Raw genomic sequence first — 19,762 nt, forward strand, 5'->3', positions numbered from 1 at the left:
TCCCCGTGCTCACCCGGCCTCGCCGAACGACGACTCCCAGTACGTCCCCGGGTCGCCCGGGTCGGACAGCGAGCCGGCCTCGGACAGCAGGTCGATCGTCTCCTGCCACTGCTCCTCGGTGTTGACGCCGGGCGTGCCGGCCTCGTCCAGGCGGAGCAGGCCGATGCTCTGCTCCAGCTGGGCGCGCAGCACCTCGGCCGGCGGAGTCTCGTCGGCGCCCTCCTCCATGGCCGCGGCGGCGCCGTCCGGGTCCTCGGCGGCGGCCTCCCAGGCGCGCGCCGTCGCCCGCACGAACGCCTCGGCCAGCTCCGGGTTCTCGTCGATCGTCTTCTGGTGCGCGATGATGCCGGTGCCGAGCAGGTTCATGCCCCAGTCGGTGTACAGCAGCGCGTCGACGTCCTTGCCGCTGAGGTCCTCGATGGTGGGGCCCTGGTCGTGGAAGAAGCCCATGATGACGTCGGCGCGGCCCTCGACCAGCGCCGCGATCTTGCCGGCCGGGTCGACGTTCACCACCTCGACGTCGTCCGGGTTGACGCCGTTGAGCTCCAGCCACGCCGGGAACGTCGCGTACATGGCGTCGCCCGGCGTCCCCGCGACCACCTTGCCGACGAGGTCGGCCGGCTCGCTGATGCCCTGGTCGGTGAAGAACTCCACCGACGCCGGTCCGGTCTGCAGGAACACCCCGAGGCTCTTGATCGGCATGCCCTCGGTGATGCCGTTGAGCAGCGGCGGCGTGTCGGCCCAGCCGAAGTCGGTCTGCGACTGCGCGACCTGCTGCACCGTCGTGCCCGAGCCGCTGCCCGGCCGGATCTCCAGGTCGATGCCCTCTTCTTCGTAGATGCCCTCGGCGACGCCGTAGTAGAACGGCGCGTGCTCGCCGTACGGGACCCAGTTCAGGGTCAGCGACACCTCGGTCAGTTCGCCGCCGCCCTCGCCGTCGCTCGCGGCGGTGGTGTCGTCGTCACCGCCGCAGGCGGACAGCACGAGAAGTGCCACGGCCGAGGTGGCCAGCAGGCTGCGTCGCATGGTGGACCCTTTCATGACGTCGTGAGGGGTACGCCCTGGCGCCGGCTGGCGTGCCAGGGGATGAGCAGCTTCTCCGCGACCTCGACCACGACGAACAGGACGACGCCGAGGGCGGACATCAGGATCAGGTCGGCGAACAGCAGCGACGAGTTCAGGTTGCCGCTGGCCAGCAGCAGCACGTACCCGAGCCCTTCGTCGGCGCCGACGAACTCGCCGACCACCGCGCCGACGACGGCCAGCGTCACGGCCACCTTCAGGCCCGACAGCAGGTGCGGCAGCGCGTTCGGGAACCGGATCTTCCGGAACGTCTTCCACCGGCTGGCGCCCATCGTCGCGGACAGGTCCAGCAGCTCCGGATCGGTGGAGCGCAGGCCCGCGACCCCGGAGACCACGATCGGGAAGAACGCGATCAGCACCGCCAGGATCACCTTCGGCATCGGCCCGAACCCGAACCAGACGACGAGGATCGGCGCGATCGCGATCTTCGGGATCACCTGCGCGAACAGGATCAGCGGATACAGCGCCTTCTCCAGCGTCGGCGAATACACGATGAGCACCGCCGCCAGCAGCCCGATCGCCGCCGCCAGCAGGAAGCCCACCACCGTCTCGTACGTCGTCACCCACGTGTGCCGGGCGAGCATCTCGCGCTCCTCGACCAACTCGTTCGCGACGTCGCCCGGGGTGGGCACCAGGTAGGCGGGGAAGACCTCCGCCGCCGTGACCGCCCACCAGCCGAACCCCAGCAGGAGCAGCAGCAGGGCCGGCCGCCAGGCGGCGTCGAGGAGCTGGATCGCGCGCTGGCCCGCGGTGCGCCGGGCGGGCGCGTCGTCGTCGGGGTCGGTGGCCGGCGGCGCGGCCGCGGCCCGGGGGATCACGTCAGGCATCGAAGTACTCGTCCTCGTCGTCGGCGGCGGGGATGGCGACGACCAGCGCGCGGAGCTCGCCGATCGCGCGGTGCCGGGTGCCCGGCGGGATCAGGAACGCGCTCATCGGGCCGGCCTCGTGCGTGACGCCGTCCAGCTCCACCTGGCCCTCGCCCTCCAGGACCACGTAGATCTCGGTGGCCTTGCGGTGGTAGTGGCTGATCGCCGCGTCGACGTCGAGCAGATGCACGCTCGCCGTCCCCGGCTCCACGTCCACGAACGCCCGGCGGGTCTGCCCGCAGGAGCACGAGCGCGGCTCGATCGCATCGAGCCTGGCCGTGGCGGGTGCGTTCGGGGCGGTCGAGGGTGCGGCCATTCGCGCCTCCTTGCGGAAGTACGTCGGTGGAAAACGCTTTCCTGTGTCGGCCGACGTTACCGGTGTGTTGGCGAGGTGGTCAAGGGTCCGGTCCGTCCGGATCGCCCGGTGGTGCGACGGCTGCGGCGGCCCGTCGTGCCTGCCTGCGCGGCTGTCCCCAGGCGACCTTCTCCTGCGTCGGCTGGATGTACCCGGCTACGAGGAATGGAGCGACACATGAGCAAGGTCTGGTTCGTCACCGGTGCGTCCCGCGGCCTGGGCCGCCAGTTCGTCGAGGCCGCGTTGTCCCGCGGTGACCAGGTGGCCGCCGCCGCCCACGGCGACGCGGTGCTTCCGCTCGCGGTGGACGTGACCGACCCGGCCGCCGTCTCAGCCGGCGTCCAGCGCGCCGCCGAGCACTTCGGCCGTCTGGACGTCGTCGTGAACAACGCGGCCTACGGGCTGCTCGGCGCCGTGGAGGAGGTGACCGAGCAGCAGCTGCGCGACCAGTTCGAGACCAACCTGCTCGGCCCGCTCCGGGTGGTCCTGGCCGCCCTGCCCCACCTGCGCGCCCAAGGAGGCGGGCACATCATCCAGATCTCCTCGATCGGCGGCCTCGCCGTGTTCCCGCTCGGTGGCGGATACGTCGCCTCCAAATGGGCGCTGGAAGGGCTGAGCGAGACCCTCGCCCAAGAGGTCGCCGGCTTCGGCGTCAAGGTGACCCTGGTCGAGCCCAGCACGTACGCCACCGAGGGGTACAGCGACGGCGCCGCCGGCGGCGTCCATGCCGAGCCCATGCCGCAGTACGACGGGTTGCGGGCCGGCTTCGCCGAGTTCACCGAGACCGTCGAGTTCGGCGACCCCGCCGCGGCCGGCCAGGCGATCCTCGAGCTCGCCGACGCGGAGGACCCGCCGCTGCGGGTGTTCTTCGGCATCCAGGGCCACCAGATCGTCCCGCAGGTCTACGCCGACCGGCTCGCGACGTGGGCCGAGTGGCAGGGCTTGGCGGAGCGGGCGCACCGGCTCACTCCGGACGCCGCTCGTGGGTGACGTTCCTGGCGGTCACGGCATCCTGGGAGGCTGGGTGCGCTCGTTCGTCAGGCGGTGGGTGGCGGTGGAGGCGGCGGCGTGCCGGGCGGCACCCCGACCACCCGCACCGGCGCGCGCGTCTTCGCGGCCGCCGGCGGTGGTGGCGGCGGGGGAGGCGGCAGCTCCGCCCCGTTCACCCGCGAACGCTCCGGCCGCGAGACGCCGTTCGGTGGGGTAGCGCCGTTCGGTGGTGTGGCGGCGGGCGGCGCCGGGTCGCGCTCGGTCCGTGCCGGGTCGCGGTCGGCGCGTGCCGCGTCCGAGGCGGGCCGGCCGAACCGTCCTCGCACCGAGTCGCGCAGCCGCCGGCCCCACGGCGGGCCGGAGGCTGTGGTGTCGCGGGCTGGCGTGGGCCGGTCCTTCGGCGGGCTGGCCGGTGGCGGTGCTGGCGGTCCGGCCGCGGCGGCGTCGCTGGCCGGCGACGTGTCGCGGGCTGGCGTGGGTTGGGCCGGCTCGGGCCGGTGCTTCGGCGGGCTGGCCGGTGGCGGTGCTGGCGGGCCGGGCGCTGTAGTGTCGCGGGCTGGCTCGGGCCCGTGCTTCGGCGGGCTGGCCGGCGACGTGTCGTGGGCTGGCGTGGACTGGGCCGGGGGGCCGGGCGCTGTGGTGTCGCGTGCTGGCTCGGGCCGGTGCTTCGGCGGGCTGGCCGGTGGCGGGGCCGGCGGGCCGGCCGCGGCGGCATCGCGGGCCGGCGGGCTGGCCGGCGTCGGCTCGACGCGGGGCATGGAGGCGCCGCCCTTGCCAGGAGCCGTCCCGGGCCCCTTCGGCGGCGTGCTCCTCCGGATCGTCGGTGCGGCCTGCTGGCCGTTGGTGCTCTCGTCCTCGTCGAGCCGCTCCAGCCTGATCACCGTCAGCCGTCGCAGCGCGTCGCGGCGGGCCCACGGCACGACCTCCTGGGGGTCGTGCTGCGGACTGGGCTCCTCGGCCGGCGACGGCGGCGGATCGGCCGGTCGTTCCTCGCCGAGCTGCTCCAGCCGCTTCGAGGTCAGCCTGCGCAGCGAGTCGCGGGCCCGGATCCACGCCGGTCCGCTCTGCTCCTCGCGCGGCTCGGCCTTCGGCGCCTCGCCCGGCGCGTCCTTCTCGGCCTCCTCCAGCCGCGTCGTCGTCAGGCGCCGCAGGGTGTCGCGGGCGCGCATCCACGCCGGCCCGCTCTGCTCCTCGGCCGGTTCGGGCGTGGGCTCCGCTTCCGCGGCGGGCTGCGGCTCGGCGACGGGCTGCGGCCGGGCGTCCGGTTCCGGCGGAGCGGACGTCGCGCGACGGAAGGCCGTCCGGATCCTGGCGCGCCACGGCACCGCCGGTCCGGCCGCGACGGGCTGCTCCGCATCGGACTCGGCGTCAGCGGGGTCGGGCCAAGCCGCCGCGATCCGCCGGCTGACGGCGCGGCGCAGCTCCAACTTCGACCGGGTCCGTCCGCTCGGCGCCGCCGACGCCTCGCCGGCGGCCGGCTTGGCGGCCACGGTCGGTTCTACCGCCTTCCGCGCTGTGGAGACCTCGCCGGTCGCCGTCTCGGTGGCGCTCGGTGGTGCGGCCGTCTCAGCGGCAACAGGTTCGGCGGCCTTCGGTTCGGCGGCGGCCGGCTCGGTGGACGCAGGCGGCGCGGGGCTAGCCGGCTGGTCGGGTGCGGCGGACTCGGGCCGCTGTCGTGCGCCGCCGAGCCGCTGGGCGATCGCCGCACGGAACCTGGACCACCCGGACCCGGCAGCATCCTCCGGCGCCGCGGGTTCGCGATGCCGGCCCCGCGGCTCCGTCGATTCCGTCGGCTCCGCCTCGGCCGCCTCCTTCGCCTCGTCCCTCGCGCGCGGTGGCGCGGCGTACCGGCGCCGGACGACGCCGGACGGGTGGCTCGCCGACATCGCGGCGACGCTCGTGGACCGCGCCTGGAGCTCCGGCTCCGCTGTGGCGGGTTCCGGCTCGGGGTCGATGGGCTGCGGCTCGGCCGGACGGTCAGCAGACGCCTGTGGTGCGAGCTGCGGCTCCGCTGCGGCGGGTTCCGGCTCGGGGTCGACGGGCTGCGGGGCGGCAGGCGGCTGTTCCGGCGCGGGCTGAGCGGCCGATGCCGCGGGCTCGGGCTCGTGCACCGGCGGGGCGGCCACAGGCTCTGTCTCGGGCGCGGTCTCCGGCTCCGGGGCACGAGTGGCCGCCGCGGCGGCGTCGGCAGCACCAGCGGGCGCTGCGGCGACGACAGGAGCAGGGGCAGCGGGCAGGTCCGCCGGCTGCGAGGGCGGCACAGGCGAAGGGCGACGCCGGGGCGGGCCGAAGCGGCGCCGGACGGCGACCCGCAGGCGGACGCGGGCTCGATCGGCGATCGCGAGGGTCGCCAGCGCCCCCGTCGCCCCGACGACGAGGGTGGCGACGGCGCGGAGCTCGGACGGGAGACGGACCAGCGGGCCCCAGCCCTCGAACGTCCCCAGCGCGGCGAGCCCGGCCAGGACGGCCGCGACGACGATGCCGCCGCGGTGCGGGCGGGGGACCTCGGGCGGCGGCTGGGCCTCCCACGCGATCAGCCCGCCCATCGCCGCCAGCGCGAAGCCCAGCACGCTGCCGAGCCCGCCGAGGTCGGCGATGCCCATGATCAGGCCCGCGGTGACCAGCAGCCGCACCGGCAGGCCGGCACGGTCGTGGTGGCGCGCGGGGAGCCAGGCGACGATGGTGCCGAGGCCGAGCAGCAGCACCACACCGGCGACGGTGAGGAGGAAGCTGTTGTCGGCGTCGAACATATCCGACATTCGACCATGAAGAAGGGCGGTGGCGCAGCCGGGCCGCGCCGCATCTAGGCTGGAGTGTGCTCATCGCCGCTGCGATCTGCCCGTATCCGCCGCTTATGGTGGCCTCCGACGACCCCCGGATGGACGACGTCCGGGCGGCCTGCTGGTCCGCACTGGACGACCTGCGCGCGGCCAGCCCGGACCTCCTCGTGGTGGTCGGCCCGGGTGAGACGACGGCCGACGAGGCGGGACGGGCGGGCAGTCTGAGCGCCTACGGCCTCGACGTCACCGTCGCGCTCCCGGACGCCGGCGACGAGACGATGCCGCTGTCGCTCAGCGTCGGCGCCTGGCTGCTGCAGCGCGACGGCTGGGAGGGGCCGGTGGCGACGGCGACGGTGGCCGGCGACGCGGACGACGGCGACGGCGACGGCGTCGAGCTGGGCCGGCGGCTCGCGGGCCGGGCCGACCGGGTCGCGCTGCTGGTGATGGCCGACGGGTCGCCGCTGCGGGCCGACACCACGCCGGCCGACCTGCGGCGGCGGGCCGAGCGCTACGACGCCGCGGTGACGGCCGCCCTGCGTGACGGCGATCCGCGAGTGCTGCTGGGCCTCGACGCGGACACGGAGGCGGGGTCGCCGGGACGCCAGGCGCTGCGGGTGCTCGCGGGCGCCGCCGACGACGGGCTGTTCGACGCCCGGGTGGGCTACGACGCCGCACCGTACGGCGTCGGCTACCTGGTCGGCGTCTGGGAGCGGCACGGCTGACCCACCCGCGGGCGGGTCAGCCGCACCGCACTCGAGACGAACCGGTGAAGAACCGGCGAACCGTCAGGAGGAGGGCGGGTTGTCCTCGCCCTTCTCGCCGTCGAGGCCGTCGATGAAGTCGCGGGCCTTGTCGTCGACGCCCTCGAGGTGCTCGCTGTACTTGCCGCCGGTCTTGTCGTCGATGAAGTCGGTGGCCTTGTCGACGCCGTCGCTGACCTTGTCAGCGTTGTCGGAGACCAGGTCCTGGACCTTGTTCTTGATCTCGTCGAAGCCCATGATCGGCACTTCCCCTCGTTGACGTGAGCCGTCGGGCCGCCTGGTGCGACTCGACCAGTGCTCCCACCGACGTTCATACCCCCACCTCCGGCGGCCCGCAACGCGTTCGGTGACACCCGTGCCGCTCGCCACGGGAATGAGGGGACGCCCGGCCGGAAATGACCGAGCCGAAAGTGCGTAACGCACCGAATATACCGTATCGCTCCCGGTGCGCGATCGGAGGGTCGCGAAGCCGCGCTCGAAATAGGGAAATTCCGAGTGAATGCACTGGTCAACGACGAATATTGTCAGGATCTTGCTATATCGTCATGAACCCCCTAGCGTGGATTGCGCCACGAGGGCCTGCCGCGGGGAATGCGCGGATGGTGGGCCGTGGTGTTCAGCCGTGGATGTGCGGGCCCGGCGCGGGCGTTCGCCCGATGTCAATGAAGCCTGTTTACCTGCGGTGACGTAGCTGCCGGCGGTCCGAATCGGTGCAATGGCGCGCCGGTGCCCACACGCGCACGTGTCACTCGAGCACTCGTAGGGAGTTTCTATGCCCGGAAGTGATCAGAAGGGACTTCAACACATTGCCGAGAGGTCGGCGATCCCAGACGCGCCGCAGGATTTCGGCGACAATCCACTCGAGGTTCGCACCACCGACCACTACACCGCCGAATATGTCGCGAGTTTCGTCGAGAAGTGGGACGAGCTGATCGACTGGAAGCGCCGCTACGAGAGCGAGGGCAGCTTCTTCATCGACCAGCTGCGCTCCCGCGGCGTGCGCAAGGTCCTGGACGTCGCGACCGGCACCGGCTTCCACTCCGTCCGCCTGCTGGAGGAGGGGTTCGAGACGGTCAGCGCGGACGGCAGCCCCGACATGCTGGCCAAGGCGTTCGCGAACGGCCTGACGCACGGCGGTCACATCCTGCGGGTCGTGCACGCGGACTGGCGGTGGCTGAACCGCGACGTCCACGGCGAGTACGACGCGATCGTCTGCCTGGGCAACTCCTTCACCCACCTGTTCTCGGAGCGCGACCGGCGCAAGGCGCTCGCGGAGTTCTACGCGATGCTCAAGCACGACGGCGTCCTCATCCTGGACCAGCGCAACTACGACGCGATCCTGGACGACGGCTTCGCCAGCAAGCACACCTACTACTACTGCGGCGAGGACGTCTCGGCCGAGCCCGAGCACGTCGACCCGGGCCTGGCGCGGTTCCGGTACCGCTTCTCCGACGGCTCGGAGTACCACCTGAACATGTTCCCGCTGCGCAAGGACTACGCGCGACGTCTGATGCGCGAGGTGGGCTTCCAGAAGGTGGAGACCTACGGCGACTTCCAGCAGACGTACGCCGACGACCGCCCGGACTTCTACATCCACGTCGCGGAGAAGAGTTACGTGCCTGACGAGGAGCTCACCGACCACTACTCCGCCGCGGTCCAGACGGCGCGGGACTACTACAACTCCGCCGACGCCGACGGCTTCTACGCCACCGTCTGGGGCGGCGAGGACATCCACGTCGGCACGTACGCCGCGGCTGACGAGGACATCGCCGTGGCCAGCAGGCGGACGGTGGCGACCATGGCGGCCCTGGTGGACATCGGACCGCGGCAGCGGGTCCTGGACGTCGGCTCCGGCTACGGCGGCGCGGCCCGGTACCTGGCCGGCACGTTCGGCTGCTCCGTCACCTGCCTGAACCTGAGCGAGGTCGAGAACGAGCGCAACCGCCGGCTCACCGCCGCGCAGGGGCTGGACGGACTGGTCGACGTGGTCGACGGGTCGTTCGAGGACCTGCCGTTCGAGGACCAGGCCTTCGACGTCGTCTGGTCGCAGGACGCGTTCCTGCACAGCGGCGACCGGGCGCGTGTGCTGGAGGAGGCCGCACGGGTGCTCCGTCCCGGCGGCGTCATGGTGTTCACCGACCCGATGGCCGCGAACGACGCGTCGGCCGCGAGCCTGGCCCCGATCCTCCAGCGCCTGCATCTGGAGTCGATGGCGTCGCCGGCCTTCTACACCCAGCACCTCGGCCGCCTCGGCCTGACGTCGGTGGAGTTCCACGACCGCTCGCCCGACCTCGTCAGCCACTACCGGCGCGTGCTCGCCGAGACGGAGCGGCGCGCGGCCGAGCTGAACGGGGTGGTCGGCGACGACTACCTCGTGCGCATGAAGGCCGGCCTGCGCCACTGGATCGACGGGGGCAGCGCCGGGCAGCTGACCTGGGGGATCTTCACCGCCCGACGCGAAGAAGGAGCGCAGCGATGACCTTTCGGCGGCTGTTCACCAGCGAGTCGGTGACGGAGGGCCACCCGGACAAGATGGCCGACGCGATCAGCGACTCCATCCTGGACGCGATGCTGGCCCAGGATCCACGGTCCCGGGTCGCCGTCGAGACGCTCATCACGACCGGTCAGGTGCACGTCGCGGGGGAGGTGACCACCAGCGGCTACGTCGACATCCCGGCGATCGTGCGGGACCGGATCCTGCGCATCGGCTACGACTCGTCGGCCAAGGGGTTCGACGGCGAGTCGTGCGGCGTCAACGTCGCGATCGACGCGCAGTCCGCCGACATCGCCCAGGGCGTCGACGCGGCGCACGAGCTGCGGGTCGAGGGCGCCACGGACGTCATCGACGCCCAGGGCGCGGGCGACCAGGGGCTGATGTTCGGCTACGCCTGCTCGGACACGCCCGAGCTGATGCCGCTGCCGATCGCGCTGGCCCACCGGCTGTCCCAGCGGCTCGCGGCGGTGCGCCGCGACGGCGTCCTGCCGTACCTGCGGCCGGACGGCAAGACGCAGGTGACCGTCGAGTACGAGGGCGAGCGTCCGGTGCGCCTCGACACCGTCGTGGTGTCGAGCCAGCACGCCGCGGACATCGACCTGGACAAGATGCTGGCCGTGGACGTGCGCGACCACGTCATGGCGCCGGTGCTGGCCGACGTCGACCTGGACACGACGAGCACGCGCCTGCTGGTCAACCCGACCGGACGGTTCGTGGTCGGCGGGCCGGTCGGCGACGCCGGGCTGACCGGACGCAAGATCATCGTCGACACCTACGGCGGCATGGCCCGGCACGGCGGCGGCGCCTTCTCCGGCAAGGACCCGTCCAAGGTCGACCGGTCGGCGGCGTACGCGATGCGGTGGGTGGCGAAGAACGCCGTCGCCGCGGGCCTGGCCGGACGACTCGAGGTGCAGGTGGCCTACGCCATCGGGAAGGCCGCGCCGGTCGGGCTGTTCGTCGAGACGTTCGGCACCGAGGCGGTCGACCCGGAGAAGATCCAGCTGGCCATCGAGGAGGTGTTCGACCTGCGCCCCGCCGCGATCATCCGCGACCTCGACCTGCTGCGTCCGCTCTACGCGCCGACCGCCGCCTACGGCCACTTCGGCCGTCCCGACCTCGATCTGCCCTGGGAGCGGACCGACCGCGTCGGCCAGCTGCGCGAAGCCGCCCGAGCCTGACCACACGAGGAGGCCCTGCCATGCGCGTCGCCGTGACCGGCTCGATCGCCACCGACTACCTGATGGTGTTTCCCGGACGCTTCACCGACCAGCTCGTCGCCGACCGGCTCGAGCAGGTGTCCCTGTCGTTCCTCATCGACCGGCTCGACGTCCGGCGCGGTGGGGTGGCGGCCAACATCTCCTACGGCATGGGCGCGCTGGGACTGCGCCCGCTCCTGGTCGGCGCCGTGGGCCAGGACTTCGACGAGTACCGCTCCTGGCTCGAGCGGGGCGGCGTCGACACCTCGCACGTCCGGGTGTCCGAGGAGCGGCACACGGCCCGCTACCTGTGCACCAGCGACAGCATGAACAACCAGATCGCGTCGTTCTACTCCGGCGCCATGGCCGAGACCGGCGAGATCGACCTGGGCGCCGTCGCCGAGCGGGCCGGAGGCCTCGACCTCGTCCTCGTCGGCGCGAGCGACCCGGACGGCATGATCCGGCACACCCAGCAGTGCCGCGATCTCGGCCTGCCGTTCGTCGCGGACTTCTCCCAGCAGATCGCCCGCATGAGCGGCGAGGAGGTCGCGTCGCTGGTGCCCGGCGCCCGGTTCCTGTTCACCAACGAGTACGAGGCCGGCCTGCTGTGCGAGAAGACCGGCTGGTCGCACGGTGACGTGCTGGAGCGGGTCGGCGGCTGGATGACGACGCTCGGCGCCGGCGGCGCGCGGCTGGAGGCGAAGGGCGCCGCGCCCGTCGTGGTCCCGTGCGTGCCGGCGAAGCGCGAACTCGACCCGACCGGCATCGGCGACGCGTTCCGAGCCGGCTTCCTGGCCGCGTTGTCGTGGGGCGTCCCGCTCGAACGGGCCATGCAGACGGGGTGCCTGCTCGCCACGCTCACCATCGAGGCGCGCGGGCCGCAGGAGTACCTCGTCGACTCCGCGGCCTTCCACCGCCGCATGGCCGACGCGTACGGCGACGACGCCGCGGCCGAGATCCAGCCGTTCCTGCCCGCCGCCTGAGAGGGGACCGCGTGACCGAGACCTTCATCGAGGCCCTCGACCGGCGCGTGCTCGTGGCCGACGGCGCCATGGGCACCATGCTGCAGAGCCACGACCTCGGGCTGGACGACTTCGCCGGGCTCGAGGGGTGCAACGAGATCCTGAACGTCACCCGGCCCGACGTCGTGCGGTCGGTGCACCGGGCCTACTACGACGCCGGGTCCGACCTCGTCGAGACGAACACCTTCGGCGCCAACTGGGCCAACCTCGCCGAGTACGACATCGCCGGGCGCATCGGCGAGCTGGCCGAGGCCGGCGCCCGGCTGGCCCGCGAGACGGCGGACGAGTTCGCCACGCCGGACCGCCCGCGGTTCGTCCTCGGCTCGGTCGGGCCCGGCACGAAGCTGCCGACGCTCGGCCACGTCCGCTACGCGCACCTCCGCGACGCCTACGCCGAGCAGGTGACAGGCCTGTTGGCCGGCGGCATCGACGCCGTCCTCGTCGAGACCAGCCAGGACCTGCTGCAGGCGAAGGCGGCGATCCTGGGCGCGAAGCGGGCGATGCGGGCGGCGGGCCACGACGTCCCGATCGTCGTCCAGGTGACCGTCGAGACCACCGGCACCATGCTGGTGGGCAGCGAGATCGGCGCGGCCGTGACGGCCCTTGAGCCGCTGGGCGTCGACCTCATCGGGATGAACTGCGCCACGGGACCGGCCGAGATGGGCGAGCACCTGCGCTACCTCGCCCGCCACGCGCGGGTGCCGATCTCGGTCATGCCGAACGCCGGGCTGCCGGAGCTCGGCCCGGACGGCGCGGTGTACCCGCTCGGCCCGGACCAGCTGGCCGGCGCGCTCGCCGGGTTCGTCCGCGAGCACGGCGCCCGGCTGGTCGGCGGCTGCTGCGGCACGACGCCCGAGCACCTGCGCGCCGTCGTCGACGCGGTGGGCGGGCTGGCCCCGGCCGAGCGCTCGCCGGAACGCGAGGCGGGCGTCGCGTCGGTCTACCAGAGCGTGCCCTTCCGCCAGGACACCAGCGTGCTGGTGATCGGCGAGCGGACCAACGCCAACGGCTCGAAGGCGTTCCGGACGGCGATGGCGGACGAGCGCTGGGACGACTGCGTCGAGATCGCCCGGGCGCAGACCCGCGACGGCGCCCACCTGATCGACCTCTGCGTCGACTACGTCGGCCGCGACGGCGTCGCCGACATGGACACGCTGGCGTTCCGGCTGGCCACGGCCTCGACGTTGCCCGTCATGCTCGACTCCACCGAACCGGCGGTGCTCGAGGCGGGCCTGGAACGCCTCGGCGGACGCTGCGTGATCAACTCGGTGAACTACGAGGACGGCGACGGGCCGGACTCGCGGTTCCAGCGCGCGATGCGCGTCGCCAGCGAGCACGGCGCCGCCGTCGTCGCCCTCTGCATCGACGAGGAGGGGCAGGCGCGGACGGCGGACTGGAAGGTCCGCGTGGCGTCGCGGCTGATCGAGGACCTCACCGCGAACTGGGGGCTCGCCCTCGACGACATCATCGTCGACACCCTGACCTTCCCGATCTCGACGGGTCAGGAGGAGGTCCGCCGCGACGCGGCCGAGACGATCGAGGCGATTCGCCGGCTGCGCGAGCGGTACCCGGCCGTGCAGACGACGCTGGGCGTGTCGAACGTGTCGTTCGGCCTGAACCCCGCCGCCCGGCAGGTGCTCAACTCCGTCTTCCTGCACGAGTGCGTGGAGGCCGGCCTGACGACGGCGATCGTGCACGCGTCGAAGATCCTGCCGATGTCGCGGATCCCGGACGAGCAGCGTGCCGTCGCCCTCGACCTCATCCACGACCGGCGGCGCGACGGGTACGACCCGCTGCAGCGGTTCATGGAGCTGTTCGAGGGCGCCACCGCCGCGTCGAACCGGGAGACCCGGGCCGAGGAGCTGGCCCGGCTGCCGCTGGGGGAGCGGCTGGAGCGGCGCATCGTCGACGGCGAGCGCAACGGCCTCGAGGCCGACCTCGACGAGGCGCTGACCGAGCGGCCCGCCCTCGAGATCGTCAACGACACGCTGCTGTCCGGCATGAGGACCGTCGGCGAGCTGTTCGGGTCGGGGCAGATGCAGCTGCCGTTCGTGCTGCAGTCCGCCGAGGTGATGAAGGCGGCGGTCGCGCACCTGGAACCGCACATGGAGAAGGACGAATCCGGCGGCAAGGGCCGGATCGTGCTGGCGACGGTCAAGGGCGACGTGCACGACATCGGCAAGAACCTCGTCGACATCATCCTCTCCAACAACGGCTACGACGTCGTCAACCTCGGGATCAAGCAGCCGGTCGGCGCGATCATCGACGCCGCGAGCGAGCACCGGGCCGACGCCGTCGGCATGTCCGGGCTGCTGGTGAAGTCGACGGTGGTCATGAAGGAGAACCTCGAGGAGATGAACGCGCGCGGCGTGGCCGAGACCTGGCCCGTGTTGCTGGGCGGGGCGGCGCTGAACCGCACGTTCGTCGAGGACGACCTCGCCGCGGTCTACAAGGGCGAGGTCAGCTACGCCCGCGACGCCTTCGAGGGCCTGCGGCTGATGGACTCCATCATGAAGCGCAAGCAGGGCGGCGTCGTCGAGGCGGACCCGGAGGCCGAGGCCAAGCGCGCGCAGCGGCGGGCCCGGCGGCAGCGGTCGAAGCAGCTCGCGCAGGCGCGCCGCGCCGAGCCGGAGGCGCCCCCGCCCGGCGGCCGGTCCGATGTCGCCGCCGACGTCCCCGTCCCCGAGCCGCCGTTCTGGGGCACCCGGGTGGTGCGCGGCGTCGCGCTGGCCGACTACGCGGCGCTGCTGGACGAACGCGCGACGTTCCTCGGCCAGTGGGGGCTGCGCGGCGCCCGATCCGGGGACGGCCCCGGCTACGAGGAGCTGGTCGAGACCGAGGGCCGGCCGCGGCTGCGGTACTGGCTGGACGAGCTGACCACCCGGGGCGTCGTCGCGCACGCCGCGGTCGTGTACGGCTACGTCCCGTGTGTCGCCGAGGGCGACGACCTCGTCGTCCTGGACGCGCCCGCGCCGGATGCCGGCGAACGCTGCCGCTTCACCTTCCCGCGGCAGCGACGGGACCGGCGGCTGTGCCTGGCCGACTACTTCCGTCCCCGGGACCTGGCCGTGAGCTCGGGCGGGGTGGACGTGCTGCCGCTGCAGCTGGTGACGATGGGGCAGCCGATCGCCGACTTCGCCAACGAGCTGTTCGCCGCCGACGCCTACCGCGACTACCTCGAGGTGCACGGGCTCGGGGTCCAGCTCACCGAGGCGCTGGCCGAGTACTGGCACCGCCGGGTCCGCCAGGAGCTGCGGCTGCCCGGTGGCGGGTCCGTCGCGGCCGAGGACGCCGACGACGTCACCGAGTTCTTCCGGCTGGGCTACCGCGGCGCCCGGTACTCGCTGGGGTACGGCGCGTGTCCCGACCTGCGCGACCGCGAGAAGGTCGTCGCGCTGCTCGACCCCGGCCGCATCGGGGTCACGCTCTCGGAGGAGCACCAGCTGCATCCCGAGCAGTCGACCGATGCCTTGGTGGTGCACCACCCCGAGGCCGTCTACTTCACCGCCTGATCGAACAGAGGAGCCGTTTCCATGTCCCTCGATTTCAAGGTTGCTGACCTGTCGTTGGCCGATTTCGGTCGTCGTGAGATCCGTTTGGCCGAGCATGAGATGCCGGGTTTGATGGCGATGCGTGCCCAGTTCGGGCAGAGCAAGCCGTTGACCGGTGCCCGGATCACGGGGTCGTTGCACATGACGGTGCAGACGGCGGTGTTGATCGAGACGTTGGTGGCGTTGGGCGCGGATGTGCGCTGGGCCAGTTGCAACATCTTCTCCACCCAGGATCACGCGGCCGCGGCGATCGCGGTGGGCCCCACCGGGAGCGTGGACGCGCCGGCGGGGGTGCCGGTGTTCGCGTGGAAGGGGGAGTCGTTGGAGGAGTACTGGTGGTGCACGGAGCAGGCGTTGACCTGGCCCGGCCACGCGGGCCCGAACATGATCCTCGACGATGGTGGTGACGCGACGCTGCTGGTGCACAAGGGGGTGGAGTTCGAGAAGGCCGGCGCCGTCCCCGACCCCGCGGCCGGTGATGCGGAGGAGTGGCGGGTGGTGCTGGGCCTGTTGAAGCGGTCGCTGGCCGAGAGCCAGGACCGGTGGACGGCGATGGCGGGAGACATTCGCGGGGTGACGGAGGAGACGACGACCGGGGTGCACCGGTTGTACGAGATGATGCGCGACGGGGCGTTGTTGTTCCCGGGTATCAACGTGAACGACTCGGTGACGAAGAGCAAGTTCGACAACAAGTACGGGTGCCGGCATTCGCTGATCGACGGGATCAACCGGGCCACCGATGTGTTGATCGGTGGCAAGGTGGCGGTGGTGTGCGGGTACGGCGACGTGGGCAAGGGGTGCGCGGAGTCGCTGCGCGGTCAGGGCGCGCGGGTGGTGGTGACGGAGATCGACCCGATCTGTGCGTTGCAGGCGGCGATGGACGGCTACGAGGTCACCACCCTGGATGAGGCGATCGAGCGGGCGGACATCGTGATCACCGCGACCGGGAACAAGGACGTCATCACCGTGGAGCATCTGGCGCGGGCGAAGCATCAGGCGATCATCGGGAACATCGGGCATTTCGACAACGAGATCGACATGGCCGGGCTGGCCGCCGTCGACGGTGTGGTGCGCACCGAGATCAAGGCGCAGGTGCACGAGTGGGCGTTCCCGGATGGGCACACGGTGATCGTGTTGTCCGAGGGGCGGTTGTTGAACCTGGGGAACGCGACCGGGCATCCGTCGTTCGTGATGTCGAACTCGTTCACCAACCAGGTGCTGGCGCAGATCGAGTTGTTCGCGAAGACGACCGACTATCCGCTGGGGGTGTACACGCTGCCCAAGCACCTGGACGAGCAGGTCGCCCGGCTGCACCTGGACGCGCTCGGGGTCAAACTCACCGAACTCACGCCGGCGCAGTCGTCCTACCTCGGCATCCCCGTCCAGGGCCCGTACAAGAGCGAGCACTACCGCTACTGACGGCCGACGAGCCCAGGGGCAGCCATGACGACCGTCCTGGAACGACTCGCCGGCCGGCGGCCGGTCTTCTCCGTCGAGTTCTTCCCGCCACGCGACGACGCCGACGAGACCGTGCTGTGGACCGCGGTGCGGCAGCTGGAGCCGCTGGACCCAGCCTTCGTCTCTGTGACCTACGGCGCCGGTGGATCCAGCCGGGAGCGCACCATCCGGACGACGGGGCGCATCCGCCGCGAGACGACGTTGACGCCGGTCGCGCACCTCGCCGGCGTCGGCCACTCGCGCGCAGAGCTGCGCAACGTCGTCGGCTGGTACGCCGAGCACGGCATCCGCAACGTCCTCGCGATCCGCGGCGACCCACCCGGCGGCCCGTCCGCCGAGTGGGTCGCGCACCCGGACGGCGTCACCTACGCCGACGAGATGGTGAGCCTGATCGGCGGCCTCGGCGCGTTCTGTGTCGGCGTCGCGGCCTTCCCGCACGGGCACCCGGAGTCGCCGGACCTCGAGACCGACGTCCGGCGGCTGCTGGGGAAGATCCGGCGCGGGGCGCACTTCGCCGTCGCGCAACTGTGCTTCGAGCCGGACTACTTCCTCCGGCTGCGTGACCGGCTGGCGGTGCTCGGCTGCGACGTGCCGCTGCTGCCGGGGGTGATGCCGCTGACGACGCGGCGGACGCTGGCGAAGTCGGTCGAGCTGTCCGGCGTGAGCGCCCCGGCCGCCGTCGCCGAACGCCTCGCCCGCCACGACGACGACCCGGCCGGCTTCCGCGCCGAGGGCCTCGACATCACGACGTCGATCTGCGAACGGCTGCTCGCCGAGGGCGTCCAGGGCCTGCACTTCTACACGCTCAACCGCTCGACGGCCACCCGCGAGCTCGTCCGCCGCCTCGGCCTCGGGGTGAGCGACCGAGTTCACGAGGATGCCAGCAGGGGTAGGCGCGGGCGTCCGAGCGAGGCGGGCGCGGGGGACGGGCCGATGGTGGGGGGACGCCTGCAGGGGTAGGCGCGGGCGTCCGAGCGAGGAACGAGCGAGGCGGGCGGGGCAGGCGTCCCCCCACCATGGCCCAAGCAGGCGGTGAGAGACTTGCCGCCGTGCAGAGCGGCAGCCGAATCCCGGTCGTAGCGGTCGTCGGGCCCACGGCGGCGGGCAAGAGCGACCTCGCCGTCGACCTCGCGCTGCGGCTGGGCGGCGAGGTCGTCAACGCCGACTCCATGCAGCTCTACCGCGGCATGGACATCGGCACGGCCAAGCTCACGCTCGCCGAGCGACAAGGCGTCCCGCACCACCTGCTCGACCTCTACGACGTCACGCGCCCGTCGACCGTCGCGGAGTTCCAGCGGCTCGCCCGCGAGGCCATCGACAACTGCCGGGCGCGCGGCGTCACGCCGATCCTGGCCGGCGGCAGCGCGCTTTACGTTCGTGCCGTCCTGGACCGGTTCGAGTTCCCCGGCACCGACCCGGAGGTCCGCGCTCGGCTGGAGGCGGAGCTGACGACGGTGGGCGCCGCGGCGCTGCACGAGCGGCTGGCCGGTCGCGACCCGGCCGCAGCCGCGGCGATCCTGCCCACCAACGGCCGCCGGGTGGTGCGCGCGCTGGAGGTCATCGAGCTGACCGGGCGCCCGTTCACCGCGACGCTGCCGCCGCGTGAGTACCACTACGACGACGTCGTGCAGATCGGCCTGGACGTCCCGCGCGACGTCCTCGACGAGCGCATCGAGCTCCGGGTCGACCGCATGTGGGAGCAGGGTCTGGTCGACGAGGTCCGCGGGCTGGAGGCGCGCGGGCTGCGTGAGGGGCCGACGGCCAGCCGGGCGTTGGGCTACGCGCAGGTGCTCGCGTTCCTCGCCGGCGAGACGACGGAGCAGGCGGCGCGCGACGAGACGGTGCAGCTCACGCGCCGGTTCGCCCGTCGTCAGCACGCGTGGTTCGGCAAGGACGACCGCGTCGGCTGGGTGCCGTTCGACGCCGATGACCGGTTGGAGCGCGCTCTGACCTACCATCGTCGGTCGTGAGCGGCATCTCCTTCGTCAAGGGACACGGCACCCAGAACGACTTCGTGGTGATCCCCGACGCCGACGGCGCCCTGGCCGGCCGGCTCGACGAGGCGGCCGTGCGCCGCCTGGCCGACCGGTACGCGGGCATCGGCGCCGACGGCGTCATCCGCGTCACCCGCACGGAGACCGCCGACGAGGTCAGCGAGCTGGCCGGCGACGCCGAGTGGTTCATGGACTACCGCAACGCCGACGGCTCCGCCGCCGAGATGTGCGGCAACGGTGTGCGCGTCATGGCCCGCTACCTGTGGGAGAACGGCCTGGCCGAGGGGCCGGTGCTGGCGCTGGCGACCCGCGGCGGCGTCCGCACGGTGCACGCCGAGCCGGACGGCCAGATCACCGTCGAGATGGGCCGGGCCAAGCCGGCCGCGACCCGCCAGCTCGCCTTCGTCGCCGCCGGCGGGCACACCTGGGAGGCCACGCCGGTCCGGGTGCCGAACCCGCACGCCGTCGTGTTCGTCGACGACCTCGAAGAGCCCGGCTCGCTGACGTCCGCGCCCGACCTGCGGCCCGCGTCGGTCTTCCCCGACTCCGCGAACGTCGAGTTCGTCGTCGACCGCGCGCACAAGCACATCGCGCTGCGGGTGTGGGAGCGCGGCGTCGGCGAGACCCGGTCCTGCGGCACCGGCGTCTGCGCGGCGGCGTGGGTGGCCATGCGCCGCGACGGCGTCGGCGCCGGGGCCCGCTACCTGGTCGACGTGCCCGGCGGACGGCTGGTCGTGACCGAGCGTCCGGACGGAGAACTGCTGCTCACCGGGCCGGCCGTGCTGGGCCTGCGGGGGACCGTCGAGCTCTGACGCTCCAGGTGTGACCTAGATCACAGCATCCTGGGAAACCCCGAGGACGTCTCCTTCAGTAGAAGGAGCACGACGTCAGACTCGCGGTCGATGCCACCGCCGGGGAGCGGGCCTAACGTTGTGAGCGTGGGGCGGCAACGAGGCCGGCCGCGCGCCTGACGGGAGGGCGGTGCCATGGGTGCAACGGAGAAGCAGCGGCGAGAGGCCGTGCTGCAGGAAGCGGCCCGGCGCGCCCAGGAGAAGTCCACGGGCAAGGCCGGACGGCGGGCGGCCACGCTGCGCGCCGCGGCGAAATTACGGTGGGCGGCGTCCACCGGGTCGAGCTATGGTCGCTCCTGAAGACGTCGAACGGCGAAAGCAGGAGAATTGAGCAATAGTCCAGGCCACGCATACAACCCCT

At 72.6% G+C, this 19,762-nt stretch carries 15 protein-coding genes; 10 read left to right on the top strand and 5 right to left on the bottom strand.

The window, feature by feature from the left end:
• Window positions 1–9: 9 nt before the first annotated feature.
• Genes BLU82_RS08750 through BLU82_RS08760 form a run of 3 tightly spaced genes read right to left on the bottom strand, consistent with a single transcriptional unit; the run spans window position 10 to window position 2,265 of the window.
• Window positions 10–1,026 (bottom strand): ABC transporter substrate-binding protein, encoded by a 1,017-nt coding sequence (locus BLU82_RS08750; RefSeq protein ID WP_197682822.1) that lies wholly within the window; start codon window positions 1,024–1,026, stop codon window positions 10–12.
• A gap of 11 nt (window positions 1,027–1,037) precedes the next feature.
• Complete coding sequence (locus tag BLU82_RS08755; RefSeq protein WP_092618581.1) at window positions 1,038–1,910, bottom strand: ABC transporter permease; 873 nt, start codon at window positions 1,908–1,910, stop codon at window positions 1,038–1,040.
• A complete protein-coding gene (locus tag BLU82_RS08760) occupies window positions 1,903–2,265 on the bottom strand; it encodes a cupin domain-containing protein (RefSeq protein WP_069113820.1) in 363 nt (120 codons plus the stop codon). The genes BLU82_RS08755 and BLU82_RS08760 overlap by 8 nt, the downstream gene beginning before the upstream one ends.
• Window positions 2,266–2,481: 216 nt before the next feature.
• On the opposite strand from BLU82_RS08760, the gene BLU82_RS08765 reads away from it, so the two are divergent.
• Complete coding sequence (locus BLU82_RS08765; RefSeq protein WP_092618584.1) at window positions 2,482–3,294, top strand: SDR family NAD(P)-dependent oxidoreductase; 813 nt, start codon at window positions 2,482–2,484, stop codon at window positions 3,292–3,294.
• A 47-nt stretch (window positions 3,295–3,341) separates the two neighbouring features.
• Here BLU82_RS08765 and BLU82_RS08770 read toward each other — a convergent pair whose 3' ends face one another.
• Window positions 3,342–6,044 (bottom strand): hypothetical protein, encoded by a 2,703-nt coding sequence (locus tag BLU82_RS08770; protein ID WP_092618587.1) that lies wholly within the window; start codon window positions 6,042–6,044, stop codon window positions 3,342–3,344.
• A 128-nt stretch (window positions 6,045–6,172) separates the two neighbouring features.
• On the opposite strand from BLU82_RS08770, the gene BLU82_RS08775 reads away from it, so the two are divergent.
• Window positions 6,173–6,796, top strand: a complete 624-nt coding sequence (locus BLU82_RS08775; protein ID WP_197682823.1) for a hypothetical protein — start codon at window positions 6,173–6,175, stop codon at window positions 6,794–6,796.
• A gap of 63 nt (window positions 6,797–6,859) precedes the next feature.
• On the opposite strand, the gene BLU82_RS08780 is transcribed toward BLU82_RS08775, so the two are convergent.
• Window positions 6,860–7,072: an antitoxin gene (locus BLU82_RS08780; protein ID WP_083289080.1), complete on the bottom strand. Its 213-nt coding sequence runs from the start codon at window positions 7,070–7,072 to the stop codon at window positions 6,860–6,862.
• Window positions 7,073–7,607: 535 nt separating this feature from the next.
• On the opposite strand from BLU82_RS08780, the gene BLU82_RS08785 reads away from it, so the two are divergent.
• Genes BLU82_RS08785 through dapF form a run of 8 tightly spaced genes read left to right on the top strand, consistent with a single transcriptional unit; the run spans window position 7,608 to window position 19,362 of the window.
• A complete protein-coding gene (locus BLU82_RS08785) occupies window positions 7,608–9,314 on the top strand; it encodes a methyltransferase domain-containing protein (RefSeq protein WP_092618593.1) in 1,707 nt (568 codons plus the stop codon).
• Entirely contained in the window at window positions 9,311–10,507 is a 1,197-nt protein-coding gene (gene metK / locus BLU82_RS08790; RefSeq protein ID WP_092618596.1) for a methionine adenosyltransferase, read from the top strand. Before BLU82_RS08785 ends, metK begins: the two co-directional genes overlap by 4 nt.
• 20 nt (window positions 10,508–10,527) lie before the next feature.
• Complete coding sequence (locus BLU82_RS08795; RefSeq protein WP_092618599.1) at window positions 10,528–11,508, top strand: carbohydrate kinase family protein; 981 nt, start codon at window positions 10,528–10,530, stop codon at window positions 11,506–11,508.
• Between the two features lie 11 nt (window positions 11,509–11,519).
• Window positions 11,520–15,059, top strand: coding sequence for a methionine synthase (metH, locus tag BLU82_RS08800; protein ID WP_092618602.1), 3,540 nt, complete (start codon window positions 11,520–11,522; stop codon window positions 15,057–15,059).
• Between the two features lie 21 nt (window positions 15,060–15,080).
• Window positions 15,081–16,517, top strand: a complete 1,437-nt coding sequence (ahcY, locus tag BLU82_RS08805) for an adenosylhomocysteinase (RefSeq protein WP_092618605.1) — start codon at window positions 15,081–15,083, stop codon at window positions 16,515–16,517.
• 24 nt (window positions 16,518–16,541) lie between these two features.
• Window positions 16,542–17,516 carry a methylenetetrahydrofolate reductase gene (locus tag BLU82_RS08810; protein ID WP_092618608.1) on the top strand — a complete coding sequence of 325 codons (975 nt, stop codon included), beginning with the start codon at window positions 16,542–16,544 and terminating at the stop codon, window positions 17,514–17,516.
• Window positions 17,517–17,572: 56 nt separating this feature from the next.
• On the top strand, window positions 17,573–18,526 hold the full coding sequence (gene miaA / locus BLU82_RS08815) for a tRNA (adenosine(37)-N6)-dimethylallyltransferase MiaA (protein WP_092618611.1): 954 nt from the start codon (window positions 17,573–17,575) through the stop codon (window positions 18,524–18,526).
• On the top strand, window positions 18,523–19,362 hold the full coding sequence (gene dapF, locus BLU82_RS08820) for a diaminopimelate epimerase (protein ID WP_092618615.1): 840 nt from the start codon (window positions 18,523–18,525) through the stop codon (window positions 19,360–19,362). The genes miaA and dapF overlap by 4 nt, the downstream gene beginning before the upstream one ends.
• The last annotated feature ends 400 nt before the right edge of the window (window positions 19,363–19,762 follow it).

Origin of the sequence: Jiangella sp. DSM 45060 (assembly GCF_900105175.1) — a bacterium.
Classification (GTDB): Bacteria; Actinomycetota; Actinomycetes; order Jiangellales; family Jiangellaceae; genus Jiangella.

Bases quoted from the DNA above. Each gene is read 5' to 3' on its own strand.
- BLU82_RS08750 (WP_197682822.1), bottom strand. From the start codon at position 1,026: ATGCGACGCAGCCTGCTGGCCACCTCGGCCGTGGCACTTCTCGTGCTG.
- BLU82_RS08770 (WP_092618587.1), bottom strand. From the start codon at position 6,044: ATGTTCGACGCCGACAACAGCTTCCTCCTCACCGTCGCCGGTGTGGTG.
- BLU82_RS08765 (WP_092618584.1), top strand. From the start codon at position 2,482: ATGAGCAAGGTCTGGTTCGTCACCGGTGCGTCCCGCGGCCTGGGCCGC.
- miaA (WP_092618611.1), top strand. From the start codon at position 17,573: ATGGCCCAAGCAGGCGGTGAGAGACTTGCCGCCGTGCAGAGCGGCAGC.
- BLU82_RS08755 (WP_092618581.1), bottom strand. From the start codon at position 1,910: ATGCCTGACGTGATCCCCCGGGCCGCGGCCGCGCCGCCGGCCACCGAC.
- BLU82_RS08775 (WP_197682823.1), top strand. From the start codon at position 6,173: ATGGACGACGTCCGGGCGGCCTGCTGGTCCGCACTGGACGACCTGCGC.
- BLU82_RS08760 (WP_069113820.1), bottom strand. From the start codon at position 2,265: ATGGCCGCACCCTCGACCGCCCCGAACGCACCCGCCACGGCCAGGCTC.
- metK (WP_092618596.1), top strand. From the start codon at position 9,311: ATGACCTTTCGGCGGCTGTTCACCAGCGAGTCGGTGACGGAGGGCCAC.
- BLU82_RS08795 (WP_092618599.1), top strand. From the start codon at position 10,528: ATGCGCGTCGCCGTGACCGGCTCGATCGCCACCGACTACCTGATGGTG.
- BLU82_RS08810 (WP_092618608.1), top strand. From the start codon at position 16,542: ATGACGACCGTCCTGGAACGACTCGCCGGCCGGCGGCCGGTCTTCTCC.
- ahcY (WP_092618605.1), top strand. From the start codon at position 15,081: ATGTCCCTCGATTTCAAGGTTGCTGACCTGTCGTTGGCCGATTTCGGT.
- BLU82_RS08785 (WP_092618593.1), top strand. From the start codon at position 7,608: ATGCCCGGAAGTGATCAGAAGGGACTTCAACACATTGCCGAGAGGTCG.
- BLU82_RS08780 (WP_083289080.1), bottom strand. From the start codon at position 7,072: ATGGGCTTCGACGAGATCAAGAACAAGGTCCAGGACCTGGTCTCCGAC.